The organism is Micromonospora sp. NBRC 107095 (assembly GCF_030269705.1).
In the GTDB taxonomy this organism is placed as follows: domain Bacteria; phylum Actinomycetota; class Actinomycetes; order Mycobacteriales; family Micromonosporaceae; genus Micromonospora; species Micromonospora parva.
In genome coordinates this window covers 1-18,123 of sequence record NZ_BSTU01000009.1, presented here as the reverse complement: position 1 = coordinate 18,123, position 18,123 = coordinate 1, and the positions used below count along the sequence as shown (strand labels likewise).

The window sequence follows — 18,123 nt, the reverse complement described above, 5'->3', positions numbered from 1 at the left end:
TTGTGGAGCAGCCTCGCCACGGTCGACCGACCGGTGCCCGCGCGGTCAGTGCCGGCGGACCGCCTCCTCGACCAGGTCGAGCACCGGGCCCAGGTCACCGGCCGGTCGGCCCATGGCCAGGTGCAGCACCAGACCGTCGTAGGCCAGCTCCAGGAACTGGGCCAGCACGTCGATCGGTACGTCCTCGCGCAGCACCCCGGCGTCGCGCTGGCGGGCCAGCCGGTCCCGGGTCGCCTCCGCGATCGCGGCGGACCGCTCGGCCCACCGTCTGGCGAACGCGGGGTCGGTGCGCAGCCGCCGGGAGACCTCCAGTTGGCTGCCCAACCAGCCGGTGGTGTCGGGGGAGACGGCGCGGGCCAGCAGATCGCGCATCACCTGCACCAGACCGTTGCGGGCCACCGTCTCGACCATGGCCGCGGCGTCGTCCTCGGCGACGGCCAGGAAGAGCGAGTCCTTGTCGCGGAAGTGGTGGAAGATCGCACCGCGGGACAGGCCGGTGGCCTCCTCGAGGCGGCGTACGGTCGCCCCCTCGTAGCCGAGCCGGGCGAAACACGCCCGGGCGGCGGCGAGGATCTCCTGCCGGCGCGCGTCGAGCTGGTCCTGACTTACTCTGGGCACACGTCGATCGTCGCAGGTCACCCCGGGGCACGCAAACCGTACGTACGGCTTGGGATGTTGCCGTTTACCATCGCCCGGTGACCCAGCCCCTCACCGTGCCCAGCTCTCCGCTGACAGTGGCCACCGTCCAGGCCACCCCCACGCCGGGCGACGTCGCCGGCAACGCGCTCGTCGCCGCCGACCTGGTCCGTCAGGCCGCCGAACGGGGCGCCCGGGTGGCAGTCCTGCCGGAGTTGTTCCTCTGCGCGTACCACCCGCCGGTCCTCGCCGCCGACCCGGCCGGCACGGACGTCACCGCCGATCAGGCCGGGATGGTCGCGGATCCCCGGCTCGACCCGCTGCGCGTCGCGGCGCGCGAGGCCGGCGTCACCGCGCTGGTCGGCGCGGCCGTGCGGCACCCGGACGGCCGGCGGACCATCGCGGCGCTGGTGACCGACCGGAACGGCGAGGTGCGGGTCGGCTACGACAAGCAGCAGTTGTGGGGTGACGAACGGGAGCTGTTCACCCCCGGCGATCGCGGTGCCACGCTGCTCGTCGACGACTGGCGGCTCGGGCTGGGCATCTGTTACGACGGCTGTTTCCCGGAGCACGGCCGGGCCGCCGCCGTCGACGGCGCACACGCCTACCTGTGCCCGAGCGGGTATCTGGCCGGCTCCGAACACCGCCGGGATCTCTACTACGCCGCTCGGGCCCTGGACAACACGATGTTCGTGGTCTTCGCCAACGCGGTCGGCGGCGTCGACCCGTGGCGGTTCAACGGCGGCGCGGCCATCTACGACCCCGAGGGGCGGGTGCTTGCTCGCGGGGCCGACGACGGCACGGCGGTGCTCGTGGCGACGCTGGATCCGGCCGTGCTCGCGGCCACCCGGGCGGCCCACTCGATGCTCGTCGATCGGCTGCCGGAGCAGGGTGGCGCGCGGGTGTCCATGCCTGGCTGAGCCCGTCGTCAGGTCGATACCCGCCGCATCTGTTGGCGGACACGTCGGTCCCGTAGGGTGCCCGAGTGCCACTGCTCCTGCTGGACCTGGACAACACCCTGCTGGATCGGGCCGGGCCGTTCCGCCGCTGGGGTGAGCGCTTCCTGGACAGCATCGGCGCGCCCCACACCGACATCGACTGGCTGGTGTCGATCGACGCCGACGGCCTGACCGACCGCTGGGACCTCGCTGACGCCATCCGGGACCGCTACGAGCTGCGCATCCCCTCGATCGACCTGGTGGAGGAGCTGCACGACGGGGTGGTGGCGCAGACCCGGCTCGACCCGCTGACCGCCTGCGCGCTGCGGATCGCCGACGACGCCGGCTGGGTGCCGGTGGTGGTCTGCAACGGCACCGTACGCGTCGAGGACGCCAAGATTCGCCGGACCGGGCTGGACCAGTACGTCGCGGACTGGGTGATCTCCGAGGAGGCCGGCGTCAGCAAGCCCAACCCGAGAATCTTCGCGCTCGCCGCCCAACGGGTGCGGATGCCGCTGCGGGGGTCGTGGGTGATCGGCGACAGCCCGGAGGCGGACATCGGCGGCGCCGCGGCCGTCGGGCTGCCCAGCGTCTGGCTGCACCGTGGGCGCACCTGGTCGGACGTCCGGTTCGCGCCGAGCCGCACCGTGGACGGGTTGATCGCCGCGGTCGCCACCGTCCTCGCCCGCTGAGTGTTCCCGCACCGGTTGTCGTCTCGGGGTGCTGGCCGCGTAATTCGGTTGACCGGTCGCCGTGCTGGTACGAGCATTGTCCGCGCATCGTGCGTCCCGGGTGTGTGCCCGGTCGAGGAGAGGGGGTCGGTCATGGCCGTCTTCGCAGGTCGCTTCCAGCTGCCTATCTCAGCCTCGACCAAGGGAACCTCACCACAGTGCGCGATCATGATCTTCCGGCGCTTGAGCGCCGGACCCGCGGCAAGAGCCGCTTCGACGACGACGAACCGCAGTTTCTGAAGCGCGGGCGGCCCACCGAGCCGCCCGCGGACCCGGACAGCGAGCCCGACCCGGACACCGGCGAGCGCTGGTCGTCCTGGGACGACGCCGTGCACGGGCCGCAGCCGCACCCGGCCTGGCTGGTCACCGAACTGGCCGCCAAGGACACCGAACTGGGTGTGCTGAAGACCGGCAAGGAGGCGGACGTCCACCTGGTCCGTCGGGCGGTGCCCGACACCGACCGGTCCTGTCTGCTGGCGGTGAAGCGCTACCGCGATCCCGAGCACCGGCTGTTCCACCGCGATGCCGGTTACCTGGAGGGCCGTCGGGTGCGCCGGTCCCGGGAGAACCGGGCGATGGCCGGTCGGACGGCGTTCGGCCGGCAGATGATCGCCGGGCAGTGGGCGGCGGCCGAGTTCGCCGCGCTGAGCCGGCTCTGGGAGATCGGCGCCGGCCACGACCGGATCGCCGTGCCGTACCCGGTGCAGTTGCGGGGCACCGAGTTGATGCTGGAGTTCGTCGGTGACGCCGAGTCGGGGGAGGCGGCGCCGCGACTGGCCCAACTGAGGCCCGGCCCGGCCGAACTGCATGACCTGTGGGCCCAGTTGGTGGAGGCGCTGCGGGTGCTGGCTCGGGCCGGCTACGCGCACGGCGACCTGTCGCCGTACAACCTGCTCGTGCACCAGGGGCGCCTGGTCGTGATCGACCTGCCGCAGGTGGTCGACGTGGTGGCGAATCCGCAGGGGCCGGAGTTCCTGGCCCGCGACGCGCGGGTGGTCGCCGCCTGGTTCGCGGCCCGGGGCCTCCCGGGCGAGCAGGCCGACCCCGGCCGGTTGACCGGAGAACTGCTGCGCGAGGCGGGCCTGCGCTGACCGGAGCGGGTCGGGCGGCCATGTCGCCCGACCCGCCGCGCCGGCTATTGCAGGTAGCGCTCCACCTCGGGCTTGGGGCGTTCGCCCTGGGCGTCCGGGTCGCCGTGGGTCTCCCGGGCTGCCCGCCGACGGCGCAGCAGGTCCCAGCACTGGTCGAGGGACTCCTCCAGGGCACGCAGGCGCTCGCTGGCCTCGCCCTCGGTGCCCGACTCGTGAGCCTGGGCCTCGGCCCGCAGTTTGTGCTCCTCGTCGACCAACTCGGAGATCCGGTTCAGGATGGTCTTGTCGTCCATGCCTGAGAGCCTGGCACAGGGTGCCGTGCGTCGCCCGGATTCGGGGGTACCGGTGCGTTCCGGGTCACTGACCGGCACCGCCCACCCCGGCCTCGCCGGGCTGGTGTCGGTGTCGCTGGGACCGGTCGGCAAGGCGCGGGCTGTGGCGCCCGGCGTACCGGCGTCGTCGTCCGACTAAGTGTCCACTCAGGATTCACCAAAACGCAAATATCGACGCCGGTAGGTTTGTGTAGACGGAAATTGCGCTGTCCGCAAGTCTGGAGGTGCCCCTCGTTTGGTGAGATGCTTCCCGTCGGCCCAGAAGGTGAAAGTTTCATCAGCCTGTCCGACCGAAGTGGATCGCTAAGGTCGACGGGACGACGAGGAGACGTGGTTCGATGTCGCAGGTGTCCGAGGCGCGCTCCGCCACCGTCAGCACCGAACCCCGGACGATCCCGGCACGACGCGCGCTGCCCGCGCTGGTCCGTGACCCGCTGGGCGCGCTCGTCGACTTCGCGGACGCCGCCGGCGGTGAGGTCGTCCGGCTCAACCTCGGCTCGTTCCGCCCCTACCTGGTCAGCCATCCTGAGCACCTGCAACGCGTCCTGCGCGACAACGTTGCCAACTACATCCGGGACGGCGACGGGCTGCTCTGGCGACCCGTTCGCCGGATCGTCGGTGACGCCATCCTGGTCGCCGAGGGCGAGGTCTGGGAGTCTAGCCGAGGCGCGCTGCAGCCGCTGTTCACCGCCAAGCGGGCCGAGACGCTCGTCGACAAGATGGCCGAGGCGATCAACGAGGCGGTCGACGAGTGGCTCGAACCGGCCCGCACCGGTCGCCCGATCGACGGTGGCGCCGAACTGACCCGGATCGTCCTGCGTACCACCATGCGGGTGCTCTTCGCCGACCGGATCTCGGTCCCCGACGCGCTGCGGATCAGCGCCGCGCTGGACACCCTCACCACCGCGATGCTCCCGCGACTGCTGATGCCCGCCGTGCCGTACGCGGTGCCGATGCCCCGCGACCGGCAGTTCCGCGAGGCGGTGCGCACCATCGACGAGGTGGTGCTGCCGATCATCCGGCAGGCCCGGGCCCACCCCACCGACGGTGACGACATCATCTCCACCCTCTGCCGGCCGCGCGCCGACGGCAGCGAACCCGACGAGTACGCGATCCGCGGCGACGTGGTCGCGATGTTCTCCACCGCCACCGAGACCACCATCGCCCTGCTCTCCTGGCTGTGGCCGGTGCTGGCGTCCCGCCCCGACGTGGCCGAGCGGATGACCGACGAGATCGAGCAGGTGGTCGGCGCCGAACGGGTCGGCCGCGAGCACCTGCCCCAGCTGCGCTACGGCCGGATGGTGCTCGACGAGATGCTGCGGCTCTACCCGGCGGGCTGGATGATCCCGCGTACCGCGGTCGGCGACGACATGCTCGGCGGGGTGCGGATCAAGGCCGGTGGCACGGTGCTGGTCAGCCCGTACGTGACCCAGCGGATGTCGACGTTCTGGGACAACCCGTCGCTCTTCGACCCGGAGCGCTTCGCGCCGGAGCTGCCCCGGCGGCGCTACCGGTACTCCTACTTCCCGTTCGGCGGGGGCCCGCACCAGTGCCTCGGGCAGTACCTGTTCCTGCTGGAGGCCCAACTCATCGTCAGCACCATGCTGAGCCGCTACCGCTTCCGGCTGCGCGAACCGGTTGACCTCACCCCTCGGATGGGTGCCTCACTGCAACCCAAGCAGCGTGCCGAGGTCATCCTCACCGCGGTCGAGCGCCCGGCCGCATCGTGACCGAGACCCCGCGACCGGCACCGGCAGGCCATGACGCAATCGCCGAGCAGGGCCGGGTGTGCGCGCTCGCCGTGCGGGGCGTACGCGACCTGCAGGAGGTCACCGCCGGCCATCCCGAGCTGTTCGACGCCGCGCCGTTCGACCCGGCGCTGCTCAGCTCGGTGGCGACCACCGTCGCCTTCATCGCGCCCTGGCACACCGCCGCCGAACTGCGCATCACCACCCGTACCGTGCTCTGGGTCTTCGCCACCGACTGGCAGGTCGACTACCTCGCCCGGTCCGTCGACGACATCCGGAAGGTGGTGACCGACTGCCTCGCGGTGGCCGACGGCGCCACGCCGGCACCCGGGCGGCACCTGGCCCGGCTGCTGGCCGACCTGCGCGACGAGCTGGCCACCGTGCCGGCGTTCGCCCGGCTGCGCCCGATCTGGCGCGACGAGTTGGCCCGGATGCTCGCCGCCATGGCCCGGGAGTGGGACTGGAAGAACCTGCCAACCGATCCGACCACCGGACGACGCCTGCCGGACCTGGACCGTTACCTGGACAACGCCGACAACTCCGGCAGCTCCTTCGTCAACGTCACCCACTGGATCGCCACCGGTGACGAGAAGACCCTCGCCCAGTTGACGGACCTGCTGGACGCCGGACGTGGCGTGCAGCGGGTGCTGCGGCTGGTCAACGACCTCGCCACCCAGGGGCGCGACGCCGAGTGGGGTGACCTGAACGCCCTCTCGCTGGTCGACGACCCGGCGCAGGTGCACGACCGGCTGGCCGAGCTGACCGCCCGTGCCCGGGGAGACCTGGCCGCCCTCGCCGAGCGGTGCCCCCGCCAGGCGGACTACCTCAACCGGCAGATCTCCTTCACCGGCGGCTTCTACCAACTGTCGGACTTCTGGGGGGTGCGCGATGAGTGACGGCGCCACCCGGGTGTTCGTCGACGCGGCGACCGCGGCCGACCCGGTCGCCGACGCCGCCCGCGAGCTGATCGCCGGGCTCGGCCTGCGGCCGTGGGGTCAGGTCGCCGCCTCGGTGTACGAGACCGGCCGGCTGGTCGCCGTCGCTCCCTGGCTGACCGGGCACCACCAGCGGATCGCGTTCCTGGTGCGCAGCCAACGCCCGGACGGGGCGTGGGGCCCACCCGAGGGGTACGCACTGGCGCCGACGTTGAGCGCCACCGACGCGCTGCTCGCCGCGCTGGCCGACGGCCGAACCGGGGCGGATCTGCTCGCCCCGGTGGCCGGTGGGCTCGGTGCGCTCGCCGACATGCTGCTCCGCGCCGACGCCCGGACGCTGCCGGACACTCCCGCGTTGGACCTCATCGTTCCGGCGCTGGTCGACACGATCAACGACCGGCTCGCCGGGCTGGAGCGGGCCGTCGCCGACCGGCTGCCCCGCCCACCGTTGCCGCTGCCCATCGGATTGCACCGGGACCGGTTGCGCGCGGTGCGGTCCGCGGTGGCCGCCGGAGCGACGCTGCCACCGAAGGTGGCCCACTTCTACGAGCTTCTGGACGCGGTACCCCCCGACGCCGGCGCCACCCTCACCGCGGTCGGCGCCTCACCCGCGGCGACCGCGGCCTGGCTGACCGCTGTCGGTCCGGCCGCCGGCCCCGCCGCACACGCCTTCCTGCGGACGTTGATCCGTGACGGGGGCGGCCCGGTGCCCTGCCCGGCACCGATCACCGTCTTCGAGCGAGCCTGGGTGCTGAGCGGCCTGCGCCGCGCCGGGATCGCCGTCAACCCGCCGGCCTCCGTGCTGGAGAGCCTGACCGCCGCCACCACCGGCCAGGGCATCGCCACCGGCGACGGCCTGCCGACCGACGCCGACACCACGTCGGTGTCCCTCGACGCGCTGGCCCGGCTCGGCCATCCGGCGGACCCGGCCAGCCTGTGGGCGTACGAGACGGCCGACGGTTTCTGCACCTGGCCGGGGGAGGACGGCTTCTCGGTCACCACGAACGCCCACGTGCTGGACGCCTTCGGGCAGCACCTGACCCGGCACCCGGGCGCGGACGCGCGCTACCGCCGGGCCGTCGACCGGCTGAGCGCGGTGCTGGCCGGGCACCAGCGCGCGGACGGCGCCTGGCAGGACCGGTGGCACGCCTCGCCGTACTACGCCACTGCCTGTTGCGTGCTGGCGCTCGCCGAGTTCGGGCGGGGTGCGGCTGCCGCCGAGGCGGTGGACCGGGCCGCTGGCTGGGTGCTGAACAGTCAGCGCCCGGACGGCTCGTGGGGGCGGTGGGACGGCACCGCCGAGGAGACCGCGTACGCCCTGCAGGTGCTGTTGACGGTGCCGACGACGGTGCCCCGGGTCGACGACGCGGTGGCCCGTGGGCACGCCTACCTGCACGAATCCGCCACCCGGGACCACCGTCCACTGTGGTACGGCAAGGAGCTGTACTGTCCGACAGTGATCGTTCGCGCCGCGGTGCTCGCCGCCTGCAGGTTGGCCACCGATCGGGCCTCCGGCGTGGACCGATCGGTGGTGGATTGCGGTTACCAGGCTACAAAAACAACAACTTGAGGGGTTGTGTGGACACTGCTAGCGTACGCAGAGCCTCAGCCCCGGATGCCCCACCGCGGTGGGACGTCGCCCCCTCTGATCATTCGTTGATGAGCTGAGTCAACGCCCGGCCTGGGACGGTTCAATGCGTTCTCGCGGTACGAGTATCCGCACCAAGGTTGTCGCCCTGCTGCTCTCCCTGGTTGCGCTGTGGATGTTCGCGGCCTGGGTGACCCTGCGCGACGGCTTCAACCTGCTCGGTGTTCAGGTGATCAACAGCAAGGTCTACGCGCCGACCGAGCCGCTGTTGCAGGAGCTCCAGTTGGAGCGTCGGTTGACCCAGGCGTACCTGAGCACCCCCGAGGCCGCGCAGCGGACGGCGCTCGAAGCCGGGCAGCGCAAGAGCGCGGGACTGGCCGCCGACTTCGCCGACTCGGTGCGTGACTGGCAGGTCGACATCGCCGGAAGTTCCGCACTGGACACTCAGCTCGGTCTGACGATCGCTCAGGTCAACGCGTTGGAGCAGACCCGGGCCGAGGTGCTGGACCGCAAGATCGACCGGGTCGCCGCCGCCGAGGCGTACACCACCGCGATCGAGTCGATCTTCCAGATCTACGACGTGACCGGCAGCCTGGACGACAAGCAGATCGCCGGCGAGGCGGCAGCCCTGATCCAGCTCAACCGGATGAAGGAGCTGATTTCCCAGGAGGACGCGCTGCTCAGCGGGCTCTTCGGCAACGGCCGGATGAGCGGGCCGGAGTACGCCCGCTACGTCAGCCTGGTCGCCGCCGAGCGGTTCCTCGGCGACGAGGTCCGGACCCGCCTCGCCGACGCCGACGAGCGCCGCTTCCGGCAGCTCGTCAGCGGGGAGGCGTTCACCCGACTGCGCGCCGTACAGGACAGCATCATCCGCGAGGGCCGGCCGTCGACCCAGCTACCGATCGGCGCCGAGCAGTGGCGGGGCACTGTCGAGCCGGCGCTGACCGAGGTGAACGACGTCGTCACCGCCGGCGGTGAGGGCATCGTTGATCGAGCCACCGGCGTGGCCGTGATGGTCGTCGTCCGACTGGTGCTCGCCACCGGTCTGGGCCTGCTCGCCGTCATCGCCTCCGTCGTCATCTCGATCACCACCGCGCGGAACCTGCTGCGTCAGCTGGACCGGCTGCGGGAGGCCGCCTGGCAGCTCGCCGACGAACGGCTGCCCCGGGTGGTGGAGCGGCTCGGGCGCGGCGAGGAGGTCGACGTGGCCACCGAGGCGCCCCCGCTGGAATTCGGCACGGACGAGATCGGGCAGGTCGGCAAGGCGTTCAACGCCGTTCAGGAGACCGCGCTGCGGACCGCCGTCGAGCAGGCCGACCTGCGTCGCAACGTCCGCGAGGTCTTCCTCAGCCTGGCCCGACGCACGCAGGCACTCGTACACCGTCAGCTCACCCTGCTCGACGCCATGGAGCGCCGCGAACACGACGCGGAGGAGCTGGAGGACCTGTTCCGGGTCGACCACCTGGCCACCCGGATGCGGCGCAACGCGGAAAACCTGATCGTGCTCTCCGGCTCCACCCCCGGTCGGGCCTGGCGGCGCAACGTCCCGATGGTCGACGTGGTGCGCGGCGCCGTGGCCGAGGTGGAGGACTACACCCGGGTCAACGTGCTGCCGCTCGGGCCGGTCTCGCTCGCCGGCCGCGCGGTCGGCGACGTCATCCACCTGCTGGCCGAGCTGATCGAGAACGGCCTGTCGTTCTCCCCTCCACACACGACTGTCGAGGTCCGCGGCCAGTTGGTCTCCAACGGGTTCGCCCTCGAGATCGAGGACCGGGGCCTCGGCATGAGCGAGGAGGACCTGGCCGCGGCGAACCACCGGATCGTCGACCGGTCCGAGCTGAACCTCGCCAACGCCGCCCGCCTCGGGCTCTACGTGGTGAGCCGGCTGACCGAACGGCACGGCGTGCGGGTCCGGCTCAAGGAGTCCGCGTACGGGGGGACCACGGCGGTCGTGCTGATCCCGCTGGAGCTGGTCACCGAGGCCGACGCCTCCCCGGAGGACTCGGGCTCGTTCCGGGCCGGTTCGGCCATCCCGATGCCGTCGACGCCGGCCACGGAGAGCGGCAGCCCGACGTCCCTCGCACCGGTCGCGCTCGCCGCACCGACGACCACCGCGCCGGACGTGGCCGCGACATCGGCGACGCCGACGCCCACCGACACCACCACCCCGACGTCGGACGAGGAGGCCGAGGCGGACACCGTTCTCCCCACCCGACAGCGGACCACCCCGACGACCGGCACACCCGACCTGCCCACCCGCGCCCGGCGCGGCCCGGGTCAGCCAGCCCTGGAAGCCCCGACCGTGCCCACCGGCCTGCCCGCCGTCGAACGCACCCGCCCGGAGACCCGCGACGCGGAGCCGGTCGCGGCCGGTGACGGTGGCCCGGTGCCCGCGCGCGCCGACGCGGAGCGGACCGACTCCGGCCTGCCGGTCCGGGTCCGACAGGCGAACATCGTTCCCGAGTTGCGAGACGACCCGGCGATGTCGGAGACCGACGACGAGGATGTGGTGCGCCCACCGGAGCAGGTCCGGCGGATGATGAGTTCCTACCAGACCGGCACCCGGCGTGGGCGAACCGACGCGGCTCGGCTGCTCGGCGGCGCCTCCGGCACCCCGGCGGCGACGCCGTCCGAGCCGACCGACGAGGATCCACAAGCGACCTGACCGAGCACCGATGACGCGGGTTCCCGCGCGGTGTGACGGTCAAGCCCCAAACGAACACGGCGCACAGCCGGGCGAGAAGAGGACGACGAAGTGACCCAGAAGACGGCTTCGAGCGCCGACCTGACGTGGTTGCTGGATGACCTGGTGGGCCGGGTGAAGCAGGCCGAACACGCGGTCGCGCTCTCCACCGACGGCCTCTTGATGGCCTCCTCCCAGGGGTTGAGCCGAGACGACGGCGAGCACCTCGCGGCGATGGCGGCCGGCATCCAGAGCCTCGCCCGAGGTGCCGGCAAGCGTTTCGGTGGCGGGCAGGTGCAGCAGACCATCATCGAGATGCAGTCGTCGTTCCTGTTCGTCACCGCGGCCGGCCGCAACGCCTGCCTGGCGGTGCTGGCCACCGAGGACGCCGACGTCGGTCTGATCGCCTACGAGATGGCGATGCTGGTCACCCGCGTCGGCAAGTACGTCGCATCACCATCGCGTGGCACTGATCAGCAGGTCGGCGAGAGGTAACGGCGATGACGGTCCAGGGGGAGTCCGCAGACCATCAGTGGGTGGATGACCATGCGGGTCCGGTGGTGCGCCCGTACGCGGTGACGCGCGGTCGGGCCCGCCCGGTCACCGGCACATTCGACCTGATCTCCCTGGTCACGGCGACCCGAGCCGAGGTCACGCCCGAGGTGGGTCTCGGCCCCGAGCATTTGGCGATCGTCGGGCTGTGCCAACGCATACAGTCCGTCGCCGAGATCGCCGCCCATCTCGACCTGCCGGTGGGCACCATCCGGGTGCTCCTCGGTGATCTGGCAGCCCGCAGCCTGGTGCAGGTCCGCGAGCCGCAGACCACGGCCGGTCTTCCCGACAACAGCATCTTCGAGGCGGTAATCAATGGACTACGGGCACTCTGACCGGCCGGCGGGAGCGACGCCACTGCCCACCGCGATCAAGATTCTGGTCGCGGGCGGCTTCGGCGTGGGCAAGACGACCATGGTTGGCGCGGTCAGCGAAACCCGGCCGTTGCGGACCGAGGAGGTGCTGACGGAGTCCGGGGTCGGCATCGACGACCTCTCCGGTGTGGAAGGCAAGACCACCACCACCGTGGCCATGGACTTCGGCCGGATCACCATCAGCGACGACCTGGTGCTGTACCTGTTCGGCACCCCGGGGCAGGACCGGTTCTGGTTCGTCTGGGACGAGTTGGCGTTGGGGGCGATCGGCGCCGTGGTGCTGGCCGACACCCGCCGGCTCGCCGACTGCTTCCCCTCGATCGACTACTTCGAGGGGCGGGGCACGCCCTTCGTGGTGGCGGTGAACTGCTTCCAGGGCGCGCGGACGTACCGGCTCGACGAGGTGCAGGCCGCGCTGAACCTGGACCCGGGCGTGCCGGTGCTGCTCTGCGACGCCCGGCAGCGTGAGTCCAGCAAGGAGGTGCTCGTCACGCTGATGGAGCACGCCATGAAGACCCGCGAGGCCCGCCGCCGCGCCGCCAGCGGAGACTGACCAAGGTTTTTCGGGGGAGGGTGTCCGGAACGCTGTCGGCCGATCGTCATGCTGGTGATACCCCGAAAAACGAGGGAGCGACCAGATGAAGTTCATGATGTTCGTGTGCAGCGACGCCGAGCCGGACACCGACCCCACCGAGTTGCCCGACATCGACAAGTGGGTGGCGGAGAACGACTCACGGGGCCGTCGCCTGACCGGCGACGCGCTGGCGCCGACCAGCGCCGCCACCACCGTCCGGGTTCGCGACGGTGAGCTGCTCGTCTCCGAGGGCCCGTTCGCGGAGACCGCCGAGGTGATCGTGGGCTTCGACCTGCTCGACTGCGCCGACCTGGACGAGGCGATCGAGGTGGCCCGCACGCACCCGATGGCCCGCGAAGGGCGGCTGGAACTGCGCCCGTTCGCGGACCTGCCCGACTGAGCGCGATGTCCACCTCGCCGCGCCGGCCGATGCGCACCCAGGCACCGGCCGTCGCGGCGGCGGCCGTCGCGGCGGCCAGCGTCGAGGCGTACCCCCGGATCGTCGCGACCCTGATCCGGGTGACCGGGGACTGGGCGTTGGCCGAGGACTGCGCCCAGGAGTCGTTGACCGTCGCCCTGGAACGCTGGCCCGCCGACGGTGTGCCCACCAACCCGGGCGGATGGCTCATGACGGTGGCGCGTAACCGGGCGATCGACGTGCTGCGCCGGGCCACCGTGGAGCGGCGCAAGCTGCACGACCTGGCGTTGCTCACGCCGGAGGAGGCGTCGCCGGAGCCGGAGGTGGGCCAGGACGTGGTGGACGACCGGCTGCGGCTCATCTTCACCTGCTGCCACCCGGCGCTCGCGATCGAGGCCCGGGTGGCGTTGACGTTGCGGACCGTCTGCGGCGTGCCGACCGCCGACATCGCCCGCCTCCTGCTGGTCAGCGAGTCGACGATGACCCGCCGGCTGACCCGGGCCCGCACCCGCATCGCCCAGGCGGGCATCCCGTACCGGGTGCCGAGCGGGCCGGCGCTGACCGAGCGACTGCCCGGCGTCCTCGCCGTGCTGTACCTGCTGTTCACCCGGGGCTACGTCGCCGACGGCGAACCGGCGTTCGCCGACGAGGCGGTCCGGCTGGCCCGGCTGCTCGACCGGCTGATGCCCGAGCAGTCCGAGGCCGCCGCGCTGCTGGCGCTGTTCCTGTTCCACCACTCCCGTCGGGATGCCCGCCGCGACGCCGCCGGCACCCTGCTCACCCTGCACCGGCAGGACCGCGACCGGTGGGACCGCGCCGCCATCGCCGAGGGCCTGGCCACCCTCGATCGGGTACGCCACGACGGGCCGTACGCGTGGCAGGCCCGGATCGCCGCCTGCCACGCCACCGCCGCCTCGGTCGACGACACCGAGTGGCCGACGATCGCGCGGGCCTACGACGCGCTGGCCGACCTTCGTCCCTCGCCGGTGATCGCGCTCAACCGCGCTGTCGCGCACGGCTACGCGTACGGGCCGGCCGCTGGGCTGGTCCTGCTCGACGCCGCGCGCACCGGGGGAGGGCTGGACGGCTACCCGCTCGCGGTGGCGGTGGAGGCCGATCTGGTGGCCCGGCAGGGTGACCGGTTGCGCGCGGCCAGCCTGTTCCGGGAGGCGGCGGCAGCGGTCGGCTCGACCGACGAGCGCCGCGCGCTGCTCGACCGGGCGGCCGAACTCGCCCCCTAGAACGGCTCTGTGCGTCTGGTGGGTCCGACCGTGCCGAAGACGCCGGTCGGGGCATCGGAGAGGGCTGACGGGGTGAATCTTGGACACTTTCCGTCTTCAGCTAACGGAAACTGTCCAAGATCTCAGCTTTGGAGTGTGGCGCGGCCTGGGCCGCGCCGGGAACCTCTCAGAGACTCAGCCCCGCTTGGCCGACGCCAGGAATCGGGACCAGGCCGTTAAGTGGTTCCTACCGCTCACCGACGAGGAAGCCCGCGCGGTCGCGCTGCGGCTGCGTTGATTGTTCACGCCGTCGGGCGCCAGGCCCTGATCGACCGGGCCGACGACCCCATCCCGTGAACGACGCAGGCTCCCTCCCGCGGAGGGCGGGAGGGAGCCTGATGGACATCGGTACGTCAGTTGGCGATCATGCGGCGCAGCACGTACTGCAGGATGCCGCCGTGCCGGTAGTAGTCCGCCTCGCCCGGGGTGTCGATCCGCACCACGGCCTCGAACTCCACGCCGGTGTCGGTGGTGACAGTCACCGTGCGCGGGGTCTCGCCGTCGTTGAGCGCGGTCACCCCGGTGATGGTGAACGTCTCGGTGCCGGTCAGGCCGAGCGACTCGGCGGTGACGTCCACCGGGAACTGCAGCGGCAGCACGCCCATGCCGATCAGGTTGGAGCGGTGGATCCGCTCGTACGACTCGGCGATGACCGCCCGGACGCCCAGCAGCATCGTGCCCTTGGCCGCCCAGTCCCGCGACGAACCCGAGCCGTACTCCTTGCCGGCCAGGATGACCAGCGGGATGCCGGCCTCCTGGTAGGCCATCGAGGCGTCGTAGATCGAGGTCTGCTCGCCGGTGAGGTGGTTGACGGTGAAGCCGCCCTCCACCCCCGGAACCAGCTGGTTGCGCAGCCGGATGTTGGCGAAGGTGCCCCGGATCATCACCTCGTGGTTACCCCGGCGGGAACCGTACGAGTTGAACTCGTGGCGCGGCACGCCGTGCTCGGCCAGGTACGTGCCGGCCGGGGAGTCCGCCTTGATCGCACCGGCCGGCGAGATGTGGTCGGTGGTCACCGAGTCACCCAGCTTGGCCAGCACCCGGGCGGCGGAGATGTCGACGACCGGGCTCGGCTCCTGCTGCATGCCCTCGAAGTACGGGGGCTTGCGCACGTAGGTGGAGTCGTCCGCCCAGGCGAACGTGTCGCCGGTCGGGGTGGGCAGCGACTGCCAGCGCTCGTCACCGGCGAAGACGTCCGAGTACGCGGCGCTGAACCCGGTGGCGCCGATGGCCTGGGCGATGACGTCCTGAATCTCGGCGCTGTTCGGCCAGATCTCCCGCAGGTACACCGGGTTGCCCTCGGAGTCCTCACCGATCGGCTCGTTGGCCAGGTCGATGTCCATCGTGCCGGCCAGGGCGTACGCGACCACCAGCGGCGGCGACGCCAGGTAGTTCATCTTGACGTCCGGGTTGATCCGGCCCTCGAAGTTCCGGTTGCCGGAGAGCACCGAGACCACCGACAGGTCGTGCTCGTTGACCGCGGCGGACACCTCCTCGGGCAGCGGGCCCGAGTTGCCGATGCAGGTGGTGCAGCCGTAGCCGACCAGGTTGAAGCCGAGCTTGTCCAGGTACGGCGTGAGGCCGGCCCGCTCGTAGTAGTCCATGACGACCTTCGAGCCCGGGGCCAGGGTGGTCTTCACCCACGGCTTGCGGGTCAGGCCCTTCTCCACCGCGTTGCGCGCCAGCAGCGCGGCACCGATCATCACCTGCGGGTTGGACGTGTTGGTGCAGGACGTGATCGCGGCGATCACCACGGCGCCGTGGTCCAGCTCGTACTCGACGCCGTCGCTGCCGGTGACCCGGATCGGGTTGGTGGCCCGGCCACCGGCCCCGGCGGCGGCCGTCTCCAGGTCGCGCGGCTCGTCGGCCGGGTCGCTGAACTCGTTGGCCGGCGGGTCGCTGGCCGGGAAGGACTCGGCGCTGGCCTCGTCGGCCGGGCCGTTCGCGCCGCGCGGCAGCTCCTCACGGGCGACGCTCGGCTTGAGGTCACGCTCGTTGGTGGAGTCGTCGGCCACGTAGTCGGTCAACGCCGAGCGGAACAGCGTCTTGGCGCTGCCCAACGGCACCCGGTCCTGCGGGCGCTTCGGGCCGGCGAGCGACGGCTCGATGGTGCTGAGATCCAGCTCCAGGCGCTCGGAGTACTCCGGCTCGGCGTCCGGGTCGTGCCAGAGGCCCTGCTCCTTGGCGTACGCCTCGACGAGCGCGACCTGCGCGGCGTCGCGGCCGGTCAGCTCCAGGTAGCGGATGGTCTCACCGTCGATCGGGAAGATCGCCACGGTGGAGCCGTACTCCGGGGACATGTTGCCGATGGTGGCCCGGTTGGCCAGCGGCACGGCGCTCACGCCCGGGCCGTAGAACTCGACGAACTTGCCGACCACACCGTGCTTGCGCAGCATCTCGGTGATGGTCAGCACCAGGTCGGTGGCGGTGGTGCCGGCCGGCATCTCGCCGGAGAGCTTGAAGCCCACCACCCGGGGGATCAGCATGCTGACCGGCTGGCCGAGCATCGCGGCCTCGGCCTCGATGCCGCCGACGCCCCAGCCCAGCACGCCCAGGCCGTTGACCATGGTGGTGTGCGAGTCGGTGCCGACGACGGTGTCCGGGTACGCCTGCCCGTTGCGTTCCATGATGGTGCGGGCCAGGTATTCGATGTTGACCTGGTGCACGATGCCGGTGCCCGGCGGGACGACCTTGAACTCGTTGAACGCGGTCTGACCCCAGCGCAGGAACTGGTAGCGCTCCTTGTTGCGCTCGTACTCCAGCTCGACGTTGCGGGCGAACGCGTCCTCGCGGCCGAACAGGTCGGCGATGACCGAGTGGTCGATGACCAGCTCGGCGGGGGCGAGAGGGTTGACCTTGCTGGCGTCGCCGCCCAGCTCGCGGACGGCCTCGCGCATGGTGGCCAGGTCGACCACGCAGGGCACACCGGTGAAGTCCTGCATCAGGACCCGTGCCGGGGTGAACTGGATCTCCACGCTCGGGGCGGCGGTGGGGTCCCACCCGCCGAGCTGGCGGATGTGGTCGGCGGTGATGTTCGCGCCGTCCTCGGTCCGCAGCAGGTTCTCCAGCAGGATCTTCAGGCTGTACGGCAACCGGGCGTGGCCGTCCACCTTGTCGATCTTGAAAATCTCGTAGCTCGCGTCTCCGACGCGTAGCTGGGTCTTCGCACCGAAGGTGTCGAGGCTCGCCACGTCGTACTCCTTCACACCAGCGACCGTGAGTAGTCCTGAGCAGTCTGTCGCACCGGTCGGGGTGCCGCCGAGGTTAGGTGACACTTACCGCCCGATTCCGCTTCCAACAAAACCGTACGTCCGTCTTGCTAGATGTGCAACCCGGCGTCACGAGTCGGCGGCCCACGACCGCACCGCGCCGACAGATCGGCCGGGTAGGGTCGGGGCCGATCGGAAGGGGTGCCGAGTGATCGACGTTCAGCACTGGCTCTCGGCGCTGCCTCCAGGCGTGGTCTACCTGCTCGTCGCCGGGGTGATCGGCGTGGAGAGCATGGGCGTCCCCCTGCCTGGCGAAATCGTCCTGGTCAGCTCCGCACTGCTCGCCGCCACCGGCGTCGTGGAACCGGAGTGGGTGGCCACCGCGGCGGCGTTCGGCGCCATCGTCGGCGATTCCATCGGGTACGCCATCGGCCGGCGCGGCGGACGTCCGCTGCTCGTCCGGCTGGGCAGACGTTTCCCCAAACACCTGGGCCCGGCGCAACTCGCCCGCGCCGAACAGAGCTTCGCCCGGCACGGCGTCTGGGCGGTCTTCTTCGGTCGGTTCGTGGCACTGCTGAGGATCCTGGCCGGGCCGCTCGCCGGGGCGCTGCACGTGCCGTACCGCCGCTTCCTGGTGGCCAACGCCGCCGGTGGGTTGGTCTGGGCCTTCGGCACGACCTACCTGCTCTACTCGGTGGGTCGCGCGGCCGAACACTGGCTGAAGGACATCTCTTGGGCCGGCCTGGTCCTCGCGGTGCTCGCCGGGCTCGGCAGCACCTGGTGGCTACGCCGACGCGCTCACCGCATCGAGGCGGCCGACGCCGGCAGTGGCCCGCAAGCGGCCGAGGTGGCCGCCGACGGTCCGTCGGCCGGGGTGGCTCCGGGCGGTCCGTCGAATGCGCTGGCCGACGACCTCGATCCGGTCCGCGCGGGCGACGAGCGCTGACCCCTGGCACCGACCTTCGGACATGCCGAAGGGCCGGGCCCCGTGGTGGGGTCCGGCCCTTCGGTTGTGTGCTGGTGTGTTGGTGTGG

General features: G+C 71.6%; 17 protein-coding genes. 14 read left to right on the top strand and 3 right to left on the bottom strand.

Features of this window, described 5'->3' with window-relative positions:
* Positions 1–45: 45 nt before the first annotated feature.
* Positions 46–618 (bottom strand): TetR/AcrR family transcriptional regulator, encoded by a 573-nt coding sequence (locus QSK15_RS31670; RefSeq protein ID WP_091403732.1) that lies wholly within the window; start codon positions 616–618, stop codon positions 46–48.
* Positions 619–695: 77 nt separating this feature from the next.
* Here QSK15_RS31670 and QSK15_RS31665 point away from each other — a divergent pair, with 77 nt between their 5' ends.
* The 3 genes from QSK15_RS31665 to QSK15_RS31655 all read left to right on the top strand — a co-directional run bounded on the left by QSK15_RS31665 (position 696) and on the right by QSK15_RS31655 (position 3,396).
* Positions 696–1,556 (top strand): carbon-nitrogen hydrolase family protein, encoded by an 861-nt coding sequence (locus tag QSK15_RS31665; protein ID WP_285797712.1) that lies wholly within the window; start codon positions 696–698, stop codon positions 1,554–1,556.
* Positions 1,557–1,621: 65 nt separating this feature from the next.
* A complete protein-coding gene (locus QSK15_RS31660) occupies positions 1,622–2,266 on the top strand; it encodes an HAD family hydrolase (protein WP_030337281.1) in 645 nt (214 codons plus the stop codon).
* Between the two features lie 197 nt (positions 2,267–2,463).
* Positions 2,464–3,396 (top strand): serine protein kinase RIO, encoded by a 933-nt coding sequence (locus QSK15_RS31655; protein WP_285797711.1) that lies wholly within the window; start codon positions 2,464–2,466, stop codon positions 3,394–3,396.
* A 44-nt stretch (positions 3,397–3,440) separates the two neighbouring features.
* Here QSK15_RS31655 and QSK15_RS31650 read toward each other — a convergent pair whose 3' ends face one another.
* Positions 3,441–3,689, bottom strand: a complete 249-nt coding sequence (locus QSK15_RS31650) for a DUF2630 family protein (protein ID WP_285797710.1) — start codon at positions 3,687–3,689, stop codon at positions 3,441–3,443.
* Here QSK15_RS31650 and QSK15_RS31645 point away from each other — a divergent pair.
* The 10 genes from QSK15_RS31645 (at position 3,688) to QSK15_RS31600 (ending at position 13,841) form a co-directional block, all read left to right on the top strand.
* Positions 3,688–3,867 carry a hypothetical protein gene (locus QSK15_RS31645; protein ID WP_285797709.1) on the top strand — a complete coding sequence of 60 codons (180 nt, stop codon included), beginning with the start codon at positions 3,688–3,690 and terminating at the stop codon, positions 3,865–3,867. The two genes, QSK15_RS31650 and QSK15_RS31645, sit on opposite strands and share 2 nt — an antisense overlap.
* 253 nt (positions 3,868–4,120) lie before the next feature.
* Positions 4,121–5,458, top strand: coding sequence for a cytochrome P450 (locus QSK15_RS31640; RefSeq protein WP_285797742.1), 1,338 nt, complete (start codon positions 4,121–4,123; stop codon positions 5,456–5,458).
* The gene (locus tag QSK15_RS31635) at positions 5,455–6,372 is read left to right on the top strand and encodes a terpene synthase family protein (RefSeq protein ID WP_285797708.1); all 918 of its coding nucleotides are present in this window, start codon (positions 5,455–5,457) and stop codon (positions 6,370–6,372) included. Before QSK15_RS31640 ends, QSK15_RS31635 begins: the two co-directional genes overlap by 4 nt.
* Positions 6,365–7,981, top strand: a complete 1,617-nt coding sequence (locus QSK15_RS31630; RefSeq protein ID WP_285797707.1) for a prenyltransferase/squalene oxidase repeat-containing protein — start codon at positions 6,365–6,367, stop codon at positions 7,979–7,981. Before QSK15_RS31635 ends, QSK15_RS31630 begins: the two co-directional genes overlap by 8 nt.
* 124 nt (positions 7,982–8,105) lie before the next feature.
* Entirely contained in the window at positions 8,106–10,664 is a 2,559-nt protein-coding gene (locus QSK15_RS31625) for a nitrate- and nitrite sensing domain-containing protein (RefSeq protein ID WP_285797706.1), read from the top strand.
* A 90-nt stretch (positions 10,665–10,754) separates the two neighbouring features.
* On the top strand, positions 10,755–11,177 hold the full coding sequence (locus tag QSK15_RS31620) for a roadblock/LC7 domain-containing protein (RefSeq protein ID WP_030337269.1): 423 nt from the start codon (positions 10,755–10,757) through the stop codon (positions 11,175–11,177).
* Between the two features lie 5 nt (positions 11,178–11,182).
* On the top strand, positions 11,183–11,569 hold the full coding sequence (locus QSK15_RS31615; protein WP_030337267.1) for a DUF742 domain-containing protein: 387 nt from the start codon (positions 11,183–11,185) through the stop codon (positions 11,567–11,569).
* Positions 11,550–12,161: a GTP-binding protein gene (locus QSK15_RS31610; protein ID WP_030337265.1), complete on the top strand. Its 612-nt coding sequence runs from the start codon at positions 11,550–11,552 to the stop codon at positions 12,159–12,161. Before QSK15_RS31615 ends, QSK15_RS31610 begins: the two co-directional genes overlap by 20 nt.
* An 85-nt stretch (positions 12,162–12,246) precedes the next feature.
* Positions 12,247–12,582, top strand: a complete 336-nt coding sequence (locus QSK15_RS31605) for a YciI family protein (protein WP_377618926.1) — start codon at positions 12,247–12,249, stop codon at positions 12,580–12,582.
* A gap of 5 nt (positions 12,583–12,587) precedes the next feature.
* Positions 12,588–13,841 carry an RNA polymerase sigma factor gene (locus QSK15_RS31600; protein WP_285797705.1) on the top strand — a complete coding sequence of 418 codons (1,254 nt, stop codon included), beginning with the start codon at positions 12,588–12,590 and terminating at the stop codon, positions 13,839–13,841.
* Between the two features lie 392 nt (positions 13,842–14,233).
* On the opposite strand, the gene QSK15_RS31595 is transcribed toward QSK15_RS31600, so the two are convergent.
* The gene (locus QSK15_RS31595; RefSeq protein ID WP_285797704.1) at positions 14,234–17,086 is read right to left on the bottom strand and encodes an aconitate hydratase; all 2,853 of its coding nucleotides are present in this window, start codon (positions 17,084–17,086) and stop codon (positions 14,234–14,236) included.
* Between the two features lie 211 nt (positions 17,087–17,297).
* Here QSK15_RS31595 and QSK15_RS31590 point away from each other — a divergent pair, with 211 nt between their 5' ends.
* Positions 17,298–18,035, top strand: a complete 738-nt coding sequence (locus QSK15_RS31590) for a DedA family protein (RefSeq protein WP_285797703.1) — start codon at positions 17,298–17,300, stop codon at positions 18,033–18,035.
* Positions 18,036–18,123 lie beyond the last annotated feature (88 nt).

Coding starts and splice junctions, on each gene's coding strand:
- QSK15_RS31615 (WP_030337267.1), top strand. CDS start 11,183: ATGACGGTCCAGGGGGAGTCCGCAGACCATCAGTGGGTGGATGACCAT.
- QSK15_RS31645 (WP_285797709.1), top strand. CDS start 3,688: ATGCCTGAGAGCCTGGCACAGGGTGCCGTGCGTCGCCCGGATTCGGGG.
- QSK15_RS31650 (WP_285797710.1), bottom strand. CDS start 3,689: ATGGACGACAAGACCATCCTGAACCGGATCTCCGAGTTGGTCGACGAG.
- QSK15_RS31605 (WP_377618926.1), top strand. CDS start 12,247: ATGAAGTTCATGATGTTCGTGTGCAGCGACGCCGAGCCGGACACCGAC.
- QSK15_RS31600 (WP_285797705.1), top strand. CDS start 12,588: ATGTCCACCTCGCCGCGCCGGCCGATGCGCACCCAGGCACCGGCCGTC.
- QSK15_RS31630 (WP_285797707.1), top strand. CDS start 6,365: ATGAGTGACGGCGCCACCCGGGTGTTCGTCGACGCGGCGACCGCGGCC.
- QSK15_RS31625 (WP_285797706.1), top strand. CDS start 8,106: ATGCGTTCTCGCGGTACGAGTATCCGCACCAAGGTTGTCGCCCTGCTG.
- QSK15_RS31610 (WP_030337265.1), top strand. CDS start 11,550: ATGGACTACGGGCACTCTGACCGGCCGGCGGGAGCGACGCCACTGCCC.